17 protein-coding genes are annotated in these 18,336 nt (G+C 69.6%); 12 read left to right on the top strand and 5 right to left on the bottom strand.

Going from position 1 to position 18,336, the window contains the following annotated elements; genetic code table 11:
- Window positions 1–2 precede the first annotated feature (2 nt).
- Genes AB6807_RS06075 through AB6807_RS06065 form a run of 3 tightly spaced genes read right to left on the bottom strand, consistent with a single transcriptional unit; the run spans window position 3 to window position 3,088 of the window.
- Window positions 3–947, bottom strand: coding sequence for an ABC transporter permease (locus tag AB6807_RS06075; protein ID WP_371083884.1), 945 nt, complete (start codon window positions 945–947; stop codon window positions 3–5).
- Window positions 948–998: 51 nt separating this feature from the next.
- A complete protein-coding gene (locus AB6807_RS06070; RefSeq protein WP_371083883.1) occupies window positions 999–1,931 on the bottom strand; it encodes a hydrolase in 933 nt (310 codons plus the stop codon).
- A gap of 11 nt (window positions 1,932–1,942) precedes the next feature.
- A complete protein-coding gene (locus tag AB6807_RS06065; protein WP_371083882.1) occupies window positions 1,943–3,088 on the bottom strand; it encodes a C45 family autoproteolytic acyltransferase/hydolase in 1,146 nt (381 codons plus the stop codon).
- Window positions 3,089–3,274: 186 nt separating this feature from the next.
- On the opposite strand from AB6807_RS06065, the gene AB6807_RS06060 reads away from it, so the two are divergent.
- The 6 genes from AB6807_RS06060 (at window position 3,275) to bioD (ending at window position 9,333) form a co-directional block, all read left to right on the top strand.
- On the top strand, window positions 3,275–4,168 hold the full coding sequence (locus AB6807_RS06060) for a LysR substrate-binding domain-containing protein (protein ID WP_116907655.1): 894 nt from the start codon (window positions 3,275–3,277) through the stop codon (window positions 4,166–4,168).
- 158 nt (window positions 4,169–4,326) lie between these two features.
- Window positions 4,327–4,638: a plasmid stabilization protein gene (locus AB6807_RS06055; RefSeq protein WP_116907656.1), complete on the top strand. Its 312-nt coding sequence runs from the start codon at window positions 4,327–4,329 to the stop codon at window positions 4,636–4,638.
- Between the two features lie 47 nt (window positions 4,639–4,685).
- On the top strand, window positions 4,686–5,558 hold the full coding sequence (locus AB6807_RS06050) for an NmrA family NAD(P)-binding protein (protein WP_371083881.1): 873 nt from the start codon (window positions 4,686–4,688) through the stop codon (window positions 5,556–5,558).
- A gap of 319 nt (window positions 5,559–5,877) precedes the next feature.
- Complete coding sequence (bioA, locus tag AB6807_RS06045; protein ID WP_371083880.1) at window positions 5,878–7,284, top strand: adenosylmethionine--8-amino-7-oxononanoate transaminase; 1,407 nt, start codon at window positions 5,878–5,880, stop codon at window positions 7,282–7,284.
- Window positions 7,268–8,545, top strand: coding sequence for an 8-amino-7-oxononanoate synthase (gene bioF / locus AB6807_RS06040; protein WP_371083879.1), 1,278 nt, complete (start codon window positions 7,268–7,270; stop codon window positions 8,543–8,545). The genes bioA and bioF overlap by 17 nt, the downstream gene beginning before the upstream one ends.
- Window positions 8,542–9,333, top strand: coding sequence for a dethiobiotin synthase (gene bioD, locus AB6807_RS06035; protein WP_371083878.1), 792 nt, complete (start codon window positions 8,542–8,544; stop codon window positions 9,331–9,333). The genes bioF and bioD overlap by 4 nt, the downstream gene beginning before the upstream one ends.
- Here bioD and AB6807_RS06030 read toward each other — a convergent pair.
- The gene (locus AB6807_RS06030; protein WP_371083877.1) at window positions 9,316–10,368 is read right to left on the bottom strand and encodes an aldo/keto reductase; all 1,053 of its coding nucleotides are present in this window, start codon (window positions 10,366–10,368) and stop codon (window positions 9,316–9,318) included. The genes bioD and AB6807_RS06030 overlap by 18 nt on opposite strands.
- Window positions 10,369–10,607: 239 nt before the next feature.
- Between AB6807_RS06030 and AB6807_RS06025 the strand changes: the two genes are divergently transcribed.
- From AB6807_RS06025 to AB6807_RS06010, 4 genes are all read left to right on the top strand, one after another.
- Window positions 10,608–11,600: an AraC family transcriptional regulator gene (locus AB6807_RS06025; RefSeq protein WP_116907872.1), complete on the top strand. Its 993-nt coding sequence runs from the start codon at window positions 10,608–10,610 to the stop codon at window positions 11,598–11,600.
- Window positions 11,601–11,732: 132 nt separating this feature from the next.
- Window positions 11,733–12,695, top strand: a complete 963-nt coding sequence (locus AB6807_RS06020; protein ID WP_371083876.1) for a cation diffusion facilitator family transporter — start codon at window positions 11,733–11,735, stop codon at window positions 12,693–12,695.
- Between the two features lie 148 nt (window positions 12,696–12,843).
- Complete coding sequence (locus AB6807_RS06015) at window positions 12,844–14,130, top strand: class I SAM-dependent methyltransferase (protein ID WP_371083875.1); 1,287 nt, start codon at window positions 12,844–12,846, stop codon at window positions 14,128–14,130.
- A gap of 139 nt (window positions 14,131–14,269) precedes the next feature.
- Window positions 14,270–15,778: an MDR family MFS transporter gene (locus tag AB6807_RS06010; protein ID WP_371083874.1), complete on the top strand. Its 1,509-nt coding sequence runs from the start codon at window positions 14,270–14,272 to the stop codon at window positions 15,776–15,778.
- Window positions 15,779–15,790: 12 nt separating this feature from the next.
- On the opposite strand, the gene AB6807_RS06005 is transcribed toward AB6807_RS06010, so the two are convergent.
- A complete protein-coding gene (locus AB6807_RS06005) occupies window positions 15,791–16,234 on the bottom strand; it encodes a GNAT family N-acetyltransferase (RefSeq protein ID WP_371083873.1) in 444 nt (147 codons plus the stop codon).
- 139 nt (window positions 16,235–16,373) lie between these two features.
- Between AB6807_RS06005 and AB6807_RS06000 the strand changes: the two genes are divergently transcribed.
- Both AB6807_RS06000 and AB6807_RS05995 read left to right on the top strand, forming a co-directional pair.
- Entirely contained in the window at window positions 16,374–17,999 is a 1,626-nt protein-coding gene (locus AB6807_RS06000) for an FAD-dependent oxidoreductase (RefSeq protein ID WP_371083872.1), read from the top strand.
- Window positions 17,996–18,325, top strand: a complete 330-nt coding sequence (locus tag AB6807_RS05995; RefSeq protein WP_116907667.1) for a ferredoxin family protein — start codon at window positions 17,996–17,998, stop codon at window positions 18,323–18,325. The genes AB6807_RS06000 and AB6807_RS05995 overlap by 4 nt, the downstream gene beginning before the upstream one ends.
- Window positions 18,326–18,336 lie beyond the last annotated feature (11 nt).

Below are 18,336 nucleotides of genomic sequence, written 5' to 3'. Positions count from 1 at the left end.
GCTCATTCGACGGCGACGCGGGGGTCGAAGAAGGGATAGCAAAGGTCGATAACGAGGTTCACCACCACGTAGATCACCGCCACGAACAGCAGGCAGCCCTGGATCACCGGGTAGTCGCGCGCGAAGATCGCGTCGACCAGCAGCCGGCCCAGGCCCGGAATGGTGAACACCGTTTCCACCACCGCGATGCCGCCCAGCAGGTTGCCCAGCACCAGGCCGATGAGCGTCCAGGTGGGGCCGAAGGCGTTCTTGAAGGCGTGGCGCATGAGCACCGCGCGCTCCGACAGGCCCTTGGCGCGCGCATGCGTGATGTAGTCCAGCCGCAGCACCTCCAGCGTGCTGGCGCGCGCCATGCGCATGAGCACCCCGATCTCGTGCAGGAACAGCGTGAGCACCGGCAGCACCAGGTACAGCAGGCCGTTCTTCCAGTCTTCGGCGATGCCCACGTAGCCCACCACCGGCAGCCAGCCCAGCTTCAGCCCGAACAGCAGCAGCAACAGCAGCCCGAGCCAGAAGGTCGGAATGGACACCAGCAGCGTGGCCGAGCCGACCAGCAGCAGGTCGGGCGCGCGGTTCTGCTTCCACGCGGCGACCATGCCCGCGGGCACCGCCACCATGGCGGCCAGCGCCACGGCCACCAGCACGATGCGACCGCTGATGAGAAAGCGGTCGGTCACCAGCGAGAGCACGTCCTGCCCGCTGTTGATGGAGGTGCCCAGGTCGCCCTGCAGCACATGGCCGAACCAGATGCCGAACTGCGCCGGCAGCGAGCGGTCCAGGCCCAGGCGCGCGCGCAGGTCGGCCAGGCTGGCGGGCGTGGCGAGGTCGCCCAGCAGCAACTGGGCCGGGTCGCCGGGAATCAGCCGTATCAGCACGAACACCGACACCGCCACGATGAGCAGTGTGGGAATCGCCATCGCGATGCGGGCGGCTGCGAAACGGAACATGGGCCTTTTTCCTTGTCGAAGCGAAAGGGTTGCGAACGGAGCGCCGGACGCTCAGGCCGACGACGACACGGCGCGCGGCTCGCGCAGCGCATACAGCGCGTCGGCCAGGAAGTCTTGCACGCGGCCCACGCAGGCCAGGCCGTTGTGCGGCACGTTGTCCAGCAGGTCGAAGCGCACCGCCACGCCCGCCGCCTCGAAGGAGCGGCGCAGCGTGTCCAGCCGCTCGGGCCGGGTCTTGCCCGCGTCGTTGGCGCCGGGCATGTAGTACTTGCCGCCTTCGCGGTGGGTGATTTCCCAGGTCTCGATGTCGGCCTTGCCGGCAATCATCTGCACCGGCACCTGGCGCAGCGCGTCCAGGTCGATGGGCTTGCCGAAGCGCGCCTCGAAGTCCCGGGTGCCCACCCACCAGCCCTGCGTGGGGTCGAGCTGCGTCACCGAGCCCGGCGCGCCGATGGACACCGCCCACAGGCGTTCGGGGTGCAGCATGGCGAAGCGGTTGGCGAACTGGCCGCCGCCCGAGTAGCCGAAGAGGGCGAAGCGGCTGAAGTCGCAGCCGAACTTCTCGGCCACCTCGGCCACCATGTCCAGCAGGATGCGGTCGTAGTGGATGTCGGCTTCCACCAGGTGCTTGAAGCCGTCGCGGTTGCCGTCGCCGCGAACGCCCGCCGGGAACAGCGGGCACAGCACGATGCAGTCGTTCCACTTGGCGAAGCCGCTGAAGGCCTCGCGGTAGTTGACGAAGGCGCGGCCGGTGCCGTGCATGACCACCACCAGCTGCATGGGGCGCGCGCCCGGCTTGCCGATGTGGTGCGGCACGTAGGTGCAGTACGAGAAGCGCGGGTCGGTGCGCGAGGCGTAGACGGTGCTCGGGCCCAGGTCGTAGATGGCGCGGGCGCGCTGGTCGGCCAGCGCGGTGGTGGCTTCGGTGGAAGCGTTTGCGGGAGCGTTCGAGGAAGTGTCTGCGGGGATGTTTGCTTGTGTCATGGCGGCGCGGCTCAGAGCGTGTATTCCTGGAAGTTGCGGGCCTCGTAGGGCTTGCGGGCGACCCACATCACGCGGTTGGCCGCGTCCATGAGGGTGGTGGCCACGGTGGCCGAGATGCTGCTGAAGTCGGCCGGCTTCGGGGTGCGCAGCACGCCGTCGGGCTTGCCGAACTCGTCGGCCAGCGCGGCCTTCACATGGGTCCAGTCGATGCTGCCTTCGGGTTGAGAGATGACGCGGCCCAGCGCGTTTTCCACGCGGTGCTGGCGGTAGATGCTGTCGGGGCGCTGCGGCAGGCCGGGGTCGCGCAGCTTGATGACGGCCGAGGGCGACATCCAGTGGTTGGCGTGCACCAGCAGGTCGTTTTCGGGCAGCGTCCAGAAGATCTCGCCCGGCGAGGTTTCCAGGCTGATGCCCGAGCCGTCGTTACCCGTGGCTTGCGCCAGGATCATGTTGTTGGCGCAGTAGCGCTTCGAGGCCCAGATGGTCTTCATCGCCTGCGCGAGGTTGGCGGCCTCCAGCACGCGGCGGCGCAGCAGCACCAGCGGCACGCCGGCACCGTGCTGGAAGTCTTCGTGGCAGGTCAGCGAATTGCCGGTGAGCGACACGCCGTGGCTGTTGAAGCCGTGGCGCGCCAGCGCGCCGGCCTCGGTGAAGGTGAGCATGTCGGGCCCGCCCGCGTTGCGGATGCGCAGCACGATGCCGGTGTCCACGCATTCCTGGCGCCAGTCCCAGTTGTGGGCGTGCATGAGCCGGCCGGTGGCCGAGCGCGCGGGCAGCACCAGCAGGCCGGTGCAGTCGCCGTCTTCGGACGAGGGCGAGTCTGCCGCGGGTTCGGCTGCGCGCTTCATGTCCGCGTAGCCGAAGAGCATCTCGGTGCGGCAATTGATCATCACGATGTCTTCGAGCGGCACGCCCGCGCCCTCGGCGATGCCGCGCATCTCCTCGAGGTAGCTGGCGTCGTACGCCTCGATGAGCGGCACCATCGACTGCGCCAGGCGGCGGATGGTGGCGTCGTCCAGGCCGCGACGGCCGAGCTGGGCGCGGTACAGCGCCACGCCGCCGGCCACGCGCTCGGGCACGGCGCGGCCATGCTGCACGCCGCGGGCGTGGGGCGTGCCGGAAACATCGACGAGGGGAAAGTACTGAGGGGTGGTCATGGCAGTGGAGGGCGGTGGAGGTCTTGTCATCTGCCTGCCGTCTGGAGGCGCTAAGGCAGTGACCATGGCCCGCATTGTTTGGGAAGCACAGGAAAAAATAAATTTAAAAATTATTTAGAATTAATAAAGAAAAACTTTCCCTTTCACCGATCTGCGACCCATCGCCGCCCCTCGGGCACGCCCGCCATGAGCACCATTCGCTTCCTTCGCACCTTCGTGGCCGCCGCCCGGGGCGGCTCCTTCGCCGCGGCGGCCGACCAGGTCGCGCTCACGCAGGCGGCCGTGGGCCAGCAGATGCGCGCGCTCGAAGGGGAAATGAACAAGACCCTGTTCGACAAGACCGGCCGCACCATGGTGCTGAGCCCCGCCGGCCACCTGCTGCTGCCGCGCGCGGAGGAGCTGCTGGCGCAGTACGAGTCGATGCGGCGCGACCTGCAGGACCAGCGGCAGATCGCCGGCACCATCAAGCTCGGCTCGCTCATCTCGGCGATGGGGCTGCTGTCGAGCACGCTGGCGCAGCTGAAGTCGCTGCACCCGAACCTGGAGGTCGAGCTGCGCGTGCGCGAGCAGACGCAGCTGATGCAGGACGTGGTGAGCGGCGAGCTCGACGCGGCCGTGGTCGTCGAGCGCCAGTGGCCCGAGGTACCGGGGCTGCTGTGGACGCCGTGCTACGACGAGTCGCTGACCGTCATCGCCAATTCGGGCATCGCGTCGCCCGACACCTCCATTGCGCACCTGTTCGCCACGCACCCCTTCATTCGCTTCGACCGCCGCACGCCGACCGGCGCGCGCATCGACCGCCACCTGCGCCGCATGCAGCTGGTGCCGCGCGAGTTCCTGGAGCTGAATTCGCTGCTGGCCATCGCCGAGCTGGTGCGCAAGAACGTGGGCTTCACCATGGCGCCGCTGCTGAAGAACTTCGACTGGGAAAGCGACCCCGCGCTGTGCGTGCTGCAGCTGCCGGGCCGGCCGGTGGCGCGGCGCCTGGGCATGCTGGAGAGCGGGCGGCGCAGCCACATCACGGGCGTGGTGCGCGAAGAGATGCTGGCGCACCTGCGGCGGATGAAGCAGAGCGGCTGACCCGCCCTTGCCGACGAGCGCGGCCACGGCCGGTTTCGCCGGCCACGCCAGACAAGGCTGACGCGCGCCGCGTGCGTCTTCTTACCCTGCGCGGACGTGTCTTGCCCAGCAAGCTCAACGCGCACAGTGACCGTGCGACAACGCGAAGGAGCCATGCCATGCCAAGAGGCGACAAGTCGTCCTACACGGACAAGCAGAAACGCGAGGCCCAGCACATCGAGAAGGGCTACGAACAGCGCGGCGTCGGCAAGGCCGAGGCCGAAAGGCGCGCCTGGGCCACGGTGAACGCAGAGACCGGCGGCGGCAAGAAGAGCGGCTCCGGCCGTGGCAAGGCCGAGAACCATGCACCGGCGCGCAAGGGCGGCCACCTGGGCGGCGCCGCTGCCGCGAACCGCACGGCAGCGGAACGCTCGGCTTCCGCGAAGAAGGCCGCGGCCACGCGCAAGCGCAACGCAGAGAAGCGCGGCTGAAGCGTTCGAACCGAAGCGAATTGAAACGAGGAAGCGGAGGAAATCTCATGCACATCGTTCTAGGCGCCACCGGCCATGTCGGCTCGGCTCTGGCGCAGGCGCTGCTCGCGCACAACGAGCCCGTGACGGTGGTCACCCGCGACGCGCACAAGACGCAGGCACTGCAGACCAAGGGCGCGCGTGTGGCGGTGGTCGATGTGCTCGACACCGCCGCGCTGCACCGCGTGTTCCTGGGCGGCACGCGCGTCTTCGTGCTGAACCCGCCGGCGCCCCCGTCGACCGACACCGTGGCCGAGGAGCGCAAGACGCTGCACGCCATCGTCGCCGCGCTGGAAGGCTGCAAGCTGGAGAAGATCGTCGGCGAGTCGACCTACGGCGCGCAACCCGACGTCTCCGGCCAGGGGGTGGGCGATTCGAGCGTGCTCTACGAAATGGAGCAGGCGCTGCAAGCCGGCCCCGTGCCGTTCAGCGCCATTCGCGCGGCGTACTACATGAGCAACTGGGACGCCTCGCTGAAAACCGCGCGCGAAGACGGCAAGGTGCACAGCCTGTACCCGGCCGACTTCGTCCTGCCGATGGTGGCGCCGCACGACCTGGGGCAGTTCGCCGCGAAGCTGATGCTGGGGTCGCCCGCGCCGTCGGGGCCGCACTTTGTCGAAGGGCCGCAGCGCTATACGCCCGCCGACGTGGCGCAGGCCTTCGCCGAGGCGCTGGGACGGCCGGTCGCCGTCGAGGTGACGCCGCCCGAGCAGTGGGAGCAGGCATTCAAGGCGCAAGGCTTTTCCGATGCGGCGGCCCGGTCGTACGCGGCCATGACGCGCGCCACGCTGGACCATTGCGAACGGCCCGAGAAGCCGGAGCGCGGCGTGGTGTCGCTGCGCGAATACGTCACGGCGCTGGTGAAGAAAAGCAGCGCCTGAACCGTCGGTTGCGCGCTGGCGGCGCATTGGTTGAAACCGGCCACCGCGCGTGTCTGAAAACCGCAGACCGCGCAACCAAGTCGTGCCAACCGGACATTCGTGACCAGTTTCTGGCGCCAGCCAGACAACTTGCGTTTTCCCGCCACGGCCGGCTGAACCGAGGAAGTCGGCTTGTTCTGCGACATTGCATCGAACGCGCACGCAACACCGTCGAACACCGCCGAACTGTCCGTCATTCCGCCCAGCTTTTCGGCGTTTGCCGCGCCCCGGATGCGTCGATACGATCCCGCGCCTTGCCCCTGAAAAAAGGACTGCACGGGTGCCCTCGACGACCGCTTTCTCTCCAGATTCCCATACTTCACCCGCCTCGAACGCCGGCTGGCAGCAACGCAGCCGGCGCCACGTCTGGCACCCCTGCACGCAGAGCATCCGCCTCGAGGCCGTGCCGCCCCTGCCCATCGCGCGGGGCGAGGGCGTGTGGCTCTTCGACGCCGAAGGCCGGCGCTACCTGGACGCCACCAGCTCGTGGTGGGTCAACCTGTTCGGCCACGCGCACCCGGCGCTCAATGCCGCGCTGAAGGACCAGCTCGACCGGTTCTCGCACGTGATGCTCGCGGGCTGCACGCATGCGCCGGCCGTGGAGCTGGCCGAGCGTCTGTCCGCGCTCACCGGCCATGCGCTGGGCCATTGCTTCTATGCGTCCGACGGCGCATCGGCCGTGGAAATCGCGCTGAAGATGAGCTTTCACGCCTGGCGCAACGCGGGCCGCGGCGGCAAGCAGCGCTTCGTCGCGCTCAAGCAGGGCTACCACGGCGAAACGCTGGGCGCGCTGCACGTCACCGACGTGCCCGTGTTCCGCGACGCGTACGCGCCCTTGCTGGCGCAGGCGCACCTCGTGGCCTCGCCGGATGCGCGCCATGCAGGCCAGGGCGAAGACGCGGCCGCCGTCGCGCACCGCGCCGCCGACGAACTCGAAGCGCTGCTGGCGGCGCAGCACGACAGCATCGCCGCCGTCATCGTCGAGCCGCTGGTGCAGTGCGCCACCGGCATGGCCATGCACGACCCGGCCTACCTGCGCCGGGTGCGCGCGCTGTGCGACCGCTTCGGCGTGCACCTGATCGCCGACGAAATCGCCGTGGGCTGCGGGCGCACCGGCACCTTCTTCGCGTGCGAGCAGGCGGGCATCTGGCCCGACTTTCTGTGCCTGTCGAAGGGCATCAGCGGCGGCTACCTGCCGCTGGCGCTGGTGATGACGCGCGACGCCATCTACGACGGCTTTGTGGACGACGACGCGGCGCGCAGCTTTCTGCATTCGCATTCGTACACCGGCAACGCGCTGGCCTGCCGCGCGGCGATGGCCACGCTGGACCTGTTCGGGCGCGAAGACGCCTTGCGGCGCAACCGCGGCCGTGCGCAGCGGCTGCTGCAGCGCCTGCGCGAAGGGCTGGAGGGAGTGCAGGTCGATCACCTGCGCCAGCGCGGAATGATCACCGCCTTCGACGTGCGCGAACCCGGCGCGCGCTTCGCCGAGCGCTTTCACCTGGCGGCGCGCGCGCACGGCCTGCTGATGCGGCCGATCGGCGCGACCGTGTACCTGATGCCGCCTTATGTGATCGGCGACGGCGAGATCGACCAGCTGGTCGACGGCACGCTGGCCACGCTGAAGTCGGTCATGGCCATGGCCACGGGCGACAACAAGGGAGCCCGCGATGTCGCGCTTGCTTGACCGCCTGCAGGGCGAGATTGCCGCGCTCGACGCGCAATCGCTGCGCCGCCGCCGCCACATCGCGGAAACCGCCTGCGCCCCCGAGCAGACGCTGACGCTGGCCGGCACCGCCGCGCCGCGCACCATGCTGTGCTTCAGCAGCAACGACTACCTGGGCCTGGCCGCGCACCCCGCGCTGGCCGAGGCCTGGGCCGAGGGCGCGGCGCTGTACGGCACGGGCAGCGGCGGCTCGCACCTCATCCTCGGCCATTCGCGGGCGCACGCGTTGCTCGAAGACAAGCTCGCGGACTGGATGTCGCCCCACATTCCCGAAGCCCGCAGCCTGTTCTTCTGCACCGGCTACATGGCCAACCTGGCCGTGCTGTCGGCGCTGGGCGGGGCGGACGCGGTGATCTTCTCGGAGTCGCTCAACCACGCCTCGCTGATCGACGGCGCGCGGCTGGCCAAGGCGCGCGTGGAACGGTACGCGCACTGCGACGTGGCCGCGCTCGACGCGCAGCTCGCCGCCTGCAATGCGCCGGTGAAGCTCATCGTGAGCGACGCGGTCTTCAGCATGGACGGCCACCTCGCGCCCGTGGCCGAGCTGCTCGCGCTGGCCGAGCGGCACGACGCGTGGCTGGTCATCGACGACGCGCACGGCTTCGGCGTGCTCGGGGTCACCGGGCGCGGCGTGCTGCAGGCGCTGGGCCTGCGCTCCGAGCGGCTGGTGCTGGTGGGCACGCTGGGCAAGGCGGCGGGCGTGTCGGGCGCCTTCGTGGCGGCGCACCGCACCGTGGTCGACTACCTGGTGCAGCGCGCGCGGCCCTACATCTTCACCACGGCCGCGCCGCCGGCGGTGGCGCATGCGCTGCTGGCGAGCCTGGCATTGATCGAAGGCGAAGAGGGCGCGCGCCGCCGCGCACGGCTGCAGGCGCGCATCGCGCAGCTGCGGCAGGGCTTGCAGGCGGTGCTGCCCGCGGACGGCAGCGCGTGGCTGGCACCGTCGCCGACGGCCATCCAGCCGCTGGTGCTGGGCGACAACGCGCGGGCGATGCGCGTGGCGGCGCGGCTCGACGCGCGCGGCCTGCGCGTGGGCGCCATCCGTCCGCCGACCGTGCCGGCGGGCACGGCGCGGCTGCGCATCGCGCTGTCGGCGAGCCACGGGGAGGCCGATGTGGCGCGGCTGGTCGAAGCCGTGGGTGACGCGTTGGGCGAGGCACTGGGCGAGGCGCCGGGCGAACCGTCGGCCCCGCCGTCGCAAGCCGAACGGGAGGCCGCATGACGCGCCGCCACTGGTTTGTGACCGGCACCGACACCGGCATCGGCAAGACGTTGGTCAGCAGCGCCATGCTGCACCTGCTGGCGGGCTCGGGGCTGCGCGCGGTCGGCATGAAGCCGGTGGCGGCAGGGCTGGACGACATCGATGGGACAGATGGGGCATGGCGCAACGAAGACGTGGAGCGGCTCGACTCCGCCGGCAACGTCGATGCGCCGCTGGCCTTGCGTTGCCCGTACCTGCTGCGCGCGCCCATGTCGCCGCACCTGGCCGCGAAGGAAGAGGGCGTGCGCATCGCCCTGCAGCCCATGCTCTCGGCCTACGCCGAACTGGCGGCGCGCGCCGATGCGGTGGTGGTCGAAGGCGTGGGCGGCTTCTGCGTGCCCTTCGGCGACGACCTCGACAGCGCCGACCTGGCCGTGGCGCTGGGCCTGCCCGTGGTGCTGGTGGTCGGGCTGCGGCTGGGCTGCCTCAACCATGCGCTGCTGACGGCCGAGGCCGTGCGCGCGCGCGGGCTGGTGCTGGCGGGCTGGGTGGCCAGCATGGTCGATCCCGCGATGCTCGCGCCGCAGGCCAACCTGCAGACGCTGCGCGCGCGCCTGGGGGCGCCGCTGCTGGGCGTGGTGCCGCACCTGCAGCAGGCCGACGCCGCGCAGGCGGCCCGGCACATCGACCTGCGGGCGTTGCGTGCGACGGCCGCGCACGCAATGCACGCCATGCACGCGCCGTACGAGGCTTACGAGGTGGCGCGCGCCGGCCACCTCGCCCCGCAGCAATCAGCCGCGCTGGCCTGACTCCGCCAGCCGCTTGGCCCGCGCGCCGCCCTGGCGCTCCAGCATCCAGCCCGGGTATTCGGCGGGCAGGGCGCTCACCTTGTCGAGCGCGGCCAGCTCGTCGCCGGTCAGCTTGATGGCGGTGGCGGCGATGTTGTCGTCGAGCTGCTCGGTGCGCTTGGCGCCGATGATCACGCTGGTCACCACCGGCTGGTGCAGCAGCCAGGCCAGCGCAATCTGCGCGACCGACACCTTGCGCGCGTCGGCCAGCTGGCGCATCACGTCGATGCAGTCGTAGGCGCGCTCCACGTTCACGGGCGGAAAGTCGAAGCTGGCGCGGCGGCTGCCCTTCTCGGCCTCGATGTCGCGGCCGAACTTGCCGCTCAGCAGGCCGCCCGCCAGCGGGCTCCACACCATCAGGCCCACGTTTTCGCTGCGCAGCATGGGCGCCAGCTCGCGCTCCAGGTCGCGCCCGGCGATGGTGTAGTAAGCCTGCAGCGATTCGAAGCGCGCCAGCTTGTCGCGCTCGGCGATGCCCAGCGCCTTGGTGATCTGCCAGGCCGCCCAGTTCGACACGCCCACGTAGCGCACGTGGCCGTGGCGCACCAGGGTGTCCAGCGCGTGCACGGTTTCCTCGATGGGGGTGAGCGGGTCGAAGCCGTGGATCTGGTACAGGTCGATGTGGTCGAGCTGCAGCCGCTTCAGGCTGGCCTTCACGCCGTCCATGATGTGAAAACGCGAGGCGCCGGCCGAGTTCAGGCCCTTGCTGCCGGTTTCGCCCAGCACCTTGGTGGCCAGCACGAAGCTGTCGCGCGGGGCCTTCAGGTTCTTCAGCGCCTGGCCGGTGATGACCTCGGACTGGCCCTCGGAGTACACGTCGGCCGTGTCGATGAAGTTGATGCCGGCGTCCATCGCCTTGCCGATCAGCCCTTCGGCCTCGGACTGCTGCAGGTTGCCGATCTGCCCCCAGATGCCGGAGGAGCCGCCGAAGGTCATGGTGCCCAGGCACAGTTCAGAGACCAGGAGGCCGGTGCGGCCGAATTTGCGGTATTGCATGGAGAGGTTCCTTTGCGTTGGATGGCGTGCGGAGCGCGAACTGGGCCCCGGCAGCCTGAAAAGTATCCCGCCGCGGGCTGCCGGGCGGCGCGCGCGTTCCTGCAAAGCTTTTGCCTAATTCTCCAGACCTCCGCCGCGCGGCGTGCCAAACCGGGGGAGCGGCGCTAAGCTGCAAACCGCTCATTCCTCCAGGGGTGGCCGCTGCCTGGCTGCCCCACCATCGTGACAAGGCCATGAACATGTCCGACGAAAACCCAGAAATCGCAGCAGTCATTGCCCAGCCCATGCCGCTGGACGCCGAGCTCGACGAAGCCCGCAAGGAGCTGGTGGCGCTCATCGAGCGCATCACGCGCGGGCAGGACGGCACCGTCATCACCGCCGTGCCCGGGCTGCAGGTGTTCTGCATCAGCAAGCCCGACGGCCCCAAGCACGCCTTCGCCACGCCGGCGCTGGGCCTCATCGCGCAGGGCTCCAAGCGCATCATCGTGGGCGACGACATCTACGTGTACGACCCCATGCACTACCTGGTGACCTCGGTCGACCTGCCGGTGTGCGGCCAGGTGTGCGTCACCAGCGAGAACGAGCCCTACCTGGGCGTGCGGCTGGAGCTGGCCGTGGACGAGATCGGCGAGCTCATCGGCGACGAGAAGCTGCCCGCCAAGGCCAACGCACCCGCGTCGCGCGGCATGTACGTCAACCGCATCGCCATGCCCGTGCTGGAGCCGGTGCTGCGCCTGCTGCGGCTGCTCGACACGCCGGAAGACGTGCCCATCGTCGCGCCGCTCATCAAGCGAGAAATCCTGTACCGCCTGCTGGTCAACGGCGAAGGCGCGCGGCTGCGGCAGATCGCGCTGCAGGACAGCCACACGCAGCGCATCACCAAGGCCATCAGCGCACTGCGGGTGAACTACGCGCAGTCGCTGCGGGTGGAGGACATGGCGCGCGCGGTGCACATGAGCGTGTCGTCGTTCCACCACCACTTCAAGGCGGTGACGGCCATGAGCCCGCTGCAGTACCAGAAGCAGCTGCGCCTGCAGGAGGCGCGCCGCCAGATGCTGCTCACGGGCGCCGACGTGGCCTCGGCCGCGCACAGCGTGGGCTACGAAAGCCCTTCGCAGTTCGCGCGGGAGTACGGGCGCATGTTCGGCGCGCCGCCGCTGCGCGACAAGCGGCGCTGGCTGGGCGAGGCGGGCAACGACGCGCTGGGCGCGGCGTCGATGGAAGCGGCCTAGCAGCCCAGGCTGAGCCCTTCTGAAGTGCGCGCGCGTCCTGCAAGGGGTCGCGCGGGCGTCCGGCGGCGGGCGGCCATCGGCTGGGGACACTGGGCGTTTCCCTTCGCAACGATTGCAAAGATCGCACAGCCCATGGCCGAATCCAAAGTCGCGATCTACGGCGCCATTGGCGCCAACGTCGCCATCGCCATCACCAAGTTCATCGTGGCCGGCGTCACGGGCAGCTCCGCCATGCTGTCCGAGGGCATCCACTCGGCAGTCGACACCTTCAACGGCGTGCTGCTGCTGGTGGGCATTCGCCTGAGCAAGCGGCCACCGAGCGCCGAGCACCCGTTCGGGCACGGCAAGGAGCTGTACTTCTGGAGCCTGATCGTCGCGGTGCTCATCTTCGGGCTGGGCGGCGGCGTGTCTTTCTTCGAGGGCGTGCAGCACATGCGCGAACCCGAGCCCATGCGCGACCCCACCTGGAACTACGTGGTGCTGGCCGCGGCCGCGCTGTTCGAGGGCACCAGTTTCGTCATCGCGCTGCGCGAATTCTTGAAGCAGGCCGGCGACACGCCGTTCTGGCAGGCGCTGGACCGCAGCAAGGACCCGACCACCTACACCGTGCTGGCCGAAGACTCGGCCGCGCTGGCGGGGCTGGTGGTGGCCGGGCTGGGCATCTACTTCAGCCACCGGCTGAACATGCCCGAGCTCGACGGGGCTGCCTCCGTGGTCATCGGGCTGCTGCTGGCCGGCGTGGCGGTGCTGCTGATTCGCCAGGCGCGCGGGCTGCTCATCGGCGAAGGCATCCGCCCCGAAACCGCGCGCGCCATCCGCGAGATGGCGATGGCGCAACCCAGCGTGGAAGAGGTGGGCCACGTGCTGTCGATGTACGTCGGGCCCGACAACGTGCTGGTGGTGGTGGACGTCAACTTCCACGACGACACCGACACGGGCGAGGCGGCCGACGCCATCGCCGCCATCGAGAAGCAGGTGCGCGCGCGCTTCCCGATGATCAAGCGGCTGTTCATCGAGGCCAGCGACGCGCCGGCCGTCGAGGTGGCGGCGCACGGCGCGACGGCAAGCCAGGCTGCCAGCGCGGCGACCCGCTAGGCGCTCGCGCGCATTAGCACTTTCGGCGATTTCTTGCGTCGAGTCGACCATGCAGGTTTTACAAATTTTCGCTATTGTTTTGTCCGCTGCAGCACGCCCGCCTCGCGAGAGGCGGAACCCGAAAACACGGACAACATACGGAGTAAGCATGCTTTGGGAAAACAAGCTGGCGCAATGGAGCGCCGGTGTGCGCGCTCGTGCGAACCTGCCGGCGCGGCTGACGTTGTGGGACGGCAAGTCGTATGACTTCGGCGAGTTCAGCGAGGCCACCGGCGCGGACGGGGGCAAGGGCGCAGATGGGGCCAATGGCGCATTCGCCCCGGCCGTCACGCTGCACGTGAAGACCCCCGCGGCGCTGTCGCTGATGCTGCAGCCCACGCTCGACAACCTCGGCGAGGCCTACGTCAAGAGCAAGATCGACATCGAGGGCAAGCTCAGCGACGTCATCGACATCGCCTACGGGCTGGCCAAGACCTCCATCGACAAGCCCTCGGGCGCGCTGCAGAACATGGCGCGCTACTTTGCGCACACCAAGTCGTCGGACAAGAAATCCATCGAGTACCACTACGACGTGTCGAACGAGTTCTACCAGCTCTTTCTCGACGCGAACATGGTCTATTCGTGCGCCTACTTCGAAAACGGCGACGAAGACCTGGGCACCGCGCAGCTCAAGAAGATCGACCACATCCTCACCAAGATCGAGCTCAAGCCGGGCCAGACGCTGCTGGACATCGGCTGCGGCTGGGGCGCGCTGGTGATCCGCGCGGCGCAGAAGTTCGGTGCGCGCTGCGTGGGCGTGACGCTGTCGCAGAACCAGTTCGACCTGGCCACCGAGCGCGTGCGCGCCGCCGGCCTGCAGGACCGCATCGAGATCCGGCTGCAGGACTACCGCGACGTGACCGGCCAGTTCGACCGCATCACCAGCGTGGGCATGTTCGAGCACGTGGGGCGCAAGAACCTGCCCGAGTACTTCAGGCGCGTGCAGCAGCTGCTGGCCGACGACGGCGTGGTCATGAACCACGGCATCACCTCGTCCGACCCCGAAGGCGGCGGCGTGTCTTACGGCGGCGGCGACTTCATCGACCGCTACGTGTTCCCCAACGGCGAGCTGCCGCACATCAGCCTGGCGCTGCAGGCCATGCAGCAGGGCGGGCTGGAAGCCTTCGACGTGGAGAACCTGCGCCGCCACTACGCGCAGACCTTGCGCTGCTGGAGCGACGCCTACGAGGCCAACGCCGAGAAGCTGCACACGCTGGTGGACGAAGAAAAGTTCCGCATCTGGCGCGTGTACCTGGCCGGCTGCGCCTACGCGTTCGAGAACGACGACGTCGCCATCTACCAGATCGTCGGGCGAAAGGCGGGCAGGGCGGCGAAGACGCTGCCGTGGTCGCGGCGCTACATCTATGACGGCACCTCGGCGCTGAACGCGAGCTGATCCTGTCGCCCGGGGGGCGTCATGACGGAATGAAGACAGGACGACGTCACGGCATCTCGGCATCACGGCATCACGGCATGGCCCCCCGAGAGCTTGAGCCAGGGACAAGGGCTCGTGTCCCCGATAGCATCCCCCGCTCATGACGCCCACACCCATACCCACTCCCACGGCACCCAGAACAACGAATCGCCCGCTGGTCATCGCCGCGATCATGGCCTCCATGGCCATGGTGGCCATCGAAGCGACCATCGTCTCCACCGTGATGCCGCAGATCGCCTCGGAGCTCGGCGGGCTGCACCTGTACAGCTGGGTCTTCGCGTCCTTCCTGCTGGCGCAGACCGCGATGACGGTGGTGTTCGGCAAGCTCAGCGACCTGTACGGGCGCAAGCCCATCATGTTCGTGGGCATCTCCATCTTCCTCATCGGCTCGGTGCTCGCGGGCTTCGCGTGGTCGATGCCGGCCATGATCTGCTTCCGGCTCATCCAGGGCATCGGCGCGGGCGCCATCCAGCCGGTGTCGCTCACCATCGTGGGCGACCTGTACCCGGCGCGCGAACGCGGCAAAGTGCAGGGCTACCTGGCCAGCGTGTGGGCCGTGTCGGCGGTGGTGGGGCCGATGATCGGCGCGCTCATCGTGCAGAAGCTGGAGTGGGGCTGGATCTTCTGGATGAACGTGCCCATCGGCCTGGCCGCCGCCGCGCTCTTCTGGCGCCACCTGCACGAGGCGCCCACCGTGCGCAGCTCGTCCATCGACATCGTCGGCGCGGTGCTGTTCACCGTGGGCATCGCGGCGCTGATGATCGCGCTGACCGACTTCGGCATCGGCGACACCGGCAGCGCCGCGCTGTGGACCGTGGCCTTCGCCGTCACGCTGGTGCTGTTCGTGATGCAGGAGCGCCGCGCCGCCGACCCGATGGTGTCGCTCAAGCTGTGGGGCGCGCGCATCATCGCCACCGTCAACGGCGCGGCCATGCTGGGCGGCATGGTGCTCATCGGCATCACCACCTTCCTGCCGATGTATGTGCAGGTGGTGCTGCAGCGCTCGTCGGTCAAGGCCGGGCTCACGCTCACCATGGTGATGCTGGGCTGGCCCATCGGCGCCACGCTGACGTCGCGCACCTTCCACCGCGTGGGCCTGTGGCGCATGGTGCTGATCGGCGGGGCGCTCATTCCGGTGGGCACGGCGGCTTTCGCGCTGCTGTCGTCGAACAGCACGCCCGCGCTGGCGGCGGTGGGCTCCTTCATCATGGGCCTGGGCATGGGCGTGATGAGCCTGGCCTCGCTCATCCTCATCCAGGAGGCGGTGGACGTGGCGCAGCGCGGCGTGGCCACCGCGTCGAACGTGTTCTCGCGCAACCTCGGCAGCGCGCTGGGCGCCACCTTCTTCGGCGCCGTCTTCAACTTCGGGCTCACCCGCGGCGACGGCGCCATGGCCTTCACCGACGACCAGCTGCGCCTGCTGCTGCAGGGCTCGCACGGCAGTGCCGCCACCGACGCGGGCATCCGGCTGGCGCTGGGCGGCTCGCTGCACCTGACCTTCGTGACGATGCTGGTGGTGAGCCTGGGCGTGGTGGTGCTGGCGTTGCTGCTGCCCAAGGAAGGGCTGGAGAGCCATGCCATCGGGGCGGGGAAGCCGGCGCCGAAGTAGCGCTTCGGGCGCTCAGCCCGTTCGGTTTGCTGAGCCTGGTAGCGATTTCTTCATGTACGCCAGATAGAAGCCCGGCGCGTAGTCGTCGATGCGCGCGTACTCCTCGTAGCCGTGCTTCAGGTAGAAGCCGCGCGCCTGCCACTCGAAGGTGTCGAGCCTGGCGTTCTTCGCGCCCAGCGCGACGGCCTGGCGCTCGGCCTCGGCGAGCAGCCGGCTGCCAAGGCGCGCGCCGCGCGCGTCTTCCTCGACGAACAGCACTTCGACGTTCAGCCAGTACAGAAACACGAACCCGCGAATGCCGCCCAGCAGCCGGTCGTTCTCGTCGCGGGCGTCGATGCGGATGTACTCCTGCTCGGGGTACTCGCCGACCGCCGCGTAGTTGAAATGGCGCAGCTTGCGGCCGAGTTCGCCAGAGCGCAGCTGGTCGGGTGTCGGGGTCGAGAGGGTGATGGTCATGGCGGTCCGGGGCCGGGCGTGTTCGGAGGCGGCATTCTGCCCATGCCCGCATGTTGCATAACCTTGCGCACTTTCCTTCTTTGTGCCCCACGCCCTCCATTGATACGGTCGCTCTCTTTGCATTTCGAGGCAAGCGACCATGGGCGCGAGAGATTTCAACGGGCAGGGAGCACAGGTTCTGTCGGGCGCCGACGGAACAGTCCAGCACCATGCCGATGTGCTGGTGATCGGCGGCGGCCCCGCCGGGGCATGGGCGGCGGTGAGCGCTGCAGCGCAGGGCGCGCGCGTGGTGCTGGCCGACAAGGGCTTCTGCGGCACCTCGGGCGCCACGGCGCCTTCGGGCACCGGCCTGTGGCACGTGTCGCCCGAAGGCAAGGCGCGCGAAGAAGCCAAGGCCAGCCGCTACGCCATGGGCGGCCAGCTGGCCGAGCATGCGTGGATGGACCGCGTGCTCGCGCAGACCTGGGACAACGTCGAGCGGCTCAAAGACTGGGGCTACCCCTTTCCCGCCGACGACCAGGGCGCGTTGCGCTGCACCTCGCTGCAGGGCCCCGAATACATGCGGCTGATGCGCAAGCGGGTGAAGGAATCGGGCGCGCGCATCCTCGACCACAGCCCCGCGCTGGAGCTGCTGGTGGACGAGCACGGCACGGTGTGCGGCGCCACCGGCGTGAACCGCCAGCGCGGCGACACCTGGGTGGTGCGCGCGGGCGCGGTGGTCATCGCGACCGGCGGCTGCGCCTTCCTGAGCCGCGCGCTGGGCTGCAACGTGCTCACCGGCGACGGCCAGCTGATGGCGGCCGAAGTGGGCGCGGCGCTGTCGGGCATGGAGTTTTCCAACGCCTACGGGCTGGGGCCGGCGTTTTCGTCGGTGACCAAGTCGCTGTTCTACAACTGGGCGACCTTCTACACCGCCGACGGCGTGGCCATCGAGGGCGCGGGCTCGTCGAAGGGGCGCGGCGTGATCGCTCAGACGCTGCAGTCGCAGCCGGTGTTCGCCTGCCTGGACCGCGCCGACGCGCAGATCCGCGCGTGGATGCGCACGGCGCAGCCCAACTTCTTCGTCTCGTTCGACCGGCAGGGCATCGACCCGTTCACGCAGCATTTCCCGGTCACGCTGCGGCTCGAAGGCACGGTGCGCGGCACCGGCGGGCTGCACCTGGTCGACGATTCCTGCGCCACCTCGGTGCCCGGCCTGTATGCGGCGGGCGACGCGGCCACGCGCGAGCTGATCTGCGGCGGCTTCACCGGCGGCGGCAGCCACAACGCGGCCTGGGCGCTGTCGTCGGGCTTCTGGGCCGGCGCGGGCGCGGCCGCCTTCGGGCGCGATACGCGCGCGCGTGCCACCCGCACGGCCCTGCGCGCGGGCGGCGTGGCGCTGTCGACGCGCGGCGCCACGCCCTTCGACGCGCAGGACGTGATTCGCGCGGTGCAGGCCGAGGTGTTCCCCTACGAGCGCAACTGGTTCCGCGAAGGCGACGTGCTGCGCGACTCGCTGGGCCGGCTCGACGCGCTGTGGGCGCGCCTGCGCACCAGCGCGCCGGCCGCCACGGCCACCGAGGCCGTGCGCGCGCGCGAGGCCGCGGCCATGCTGGCCACCTCGCGCTGGATGTACCGCAGCGCCCTGGCGCGCACCGAAACCCGCGGCATGCACCGCCGCCGCGAGCACGTCGTGCTCGACCCCGCGCAGCGGCACCGCCTGCTCAGCGGCGGGCTCGACGAGGTGTGGGTGCAGCAGCAGGGCGTGAAGGAGGTGTCGGCATGATCGAAGTCATCAGCGCCGAACGCTGCACGGCCTGCAACATCTGCGTGAGCGCCTGCCCGACCAACGTGTTCGAGGCCGTGGCGGGCGGGCCGCCGCGCATCGCCCGGCAGGACGACTGCCAGACCTGCTTCATGTGCGAGCTGTATTGCCCGGAAGACGCGCTGTACGTCGCCCCCATTGCCGACCGCGGCGCCACCGCCGAAGAACGCGACGCTGCGGCCGAGGCGCTGATGGGCAGCTACCGCAGCGCCATCGGCTGGGGCAGGGGGCGCGAGTCGACCGCCTCGGCCGACGCGAGCTTCGAGCTGCTGCGGCGCGCGCACTGAGCCCTTTCCTT

It is taken from the genome of Variovorax sp. RCC_210 (genome assembly GCF_041355175.1).
GTDB lineage: Bacteria > Pseudomonadota > Gammaproteobacteria > Burkholderiales > Burkholderiaceae_C > Variovorax.
Note: the sequence above shows the minus strand (reverse complement) of the source record. Positions and strands in the feature narration are given on the sequence as shown.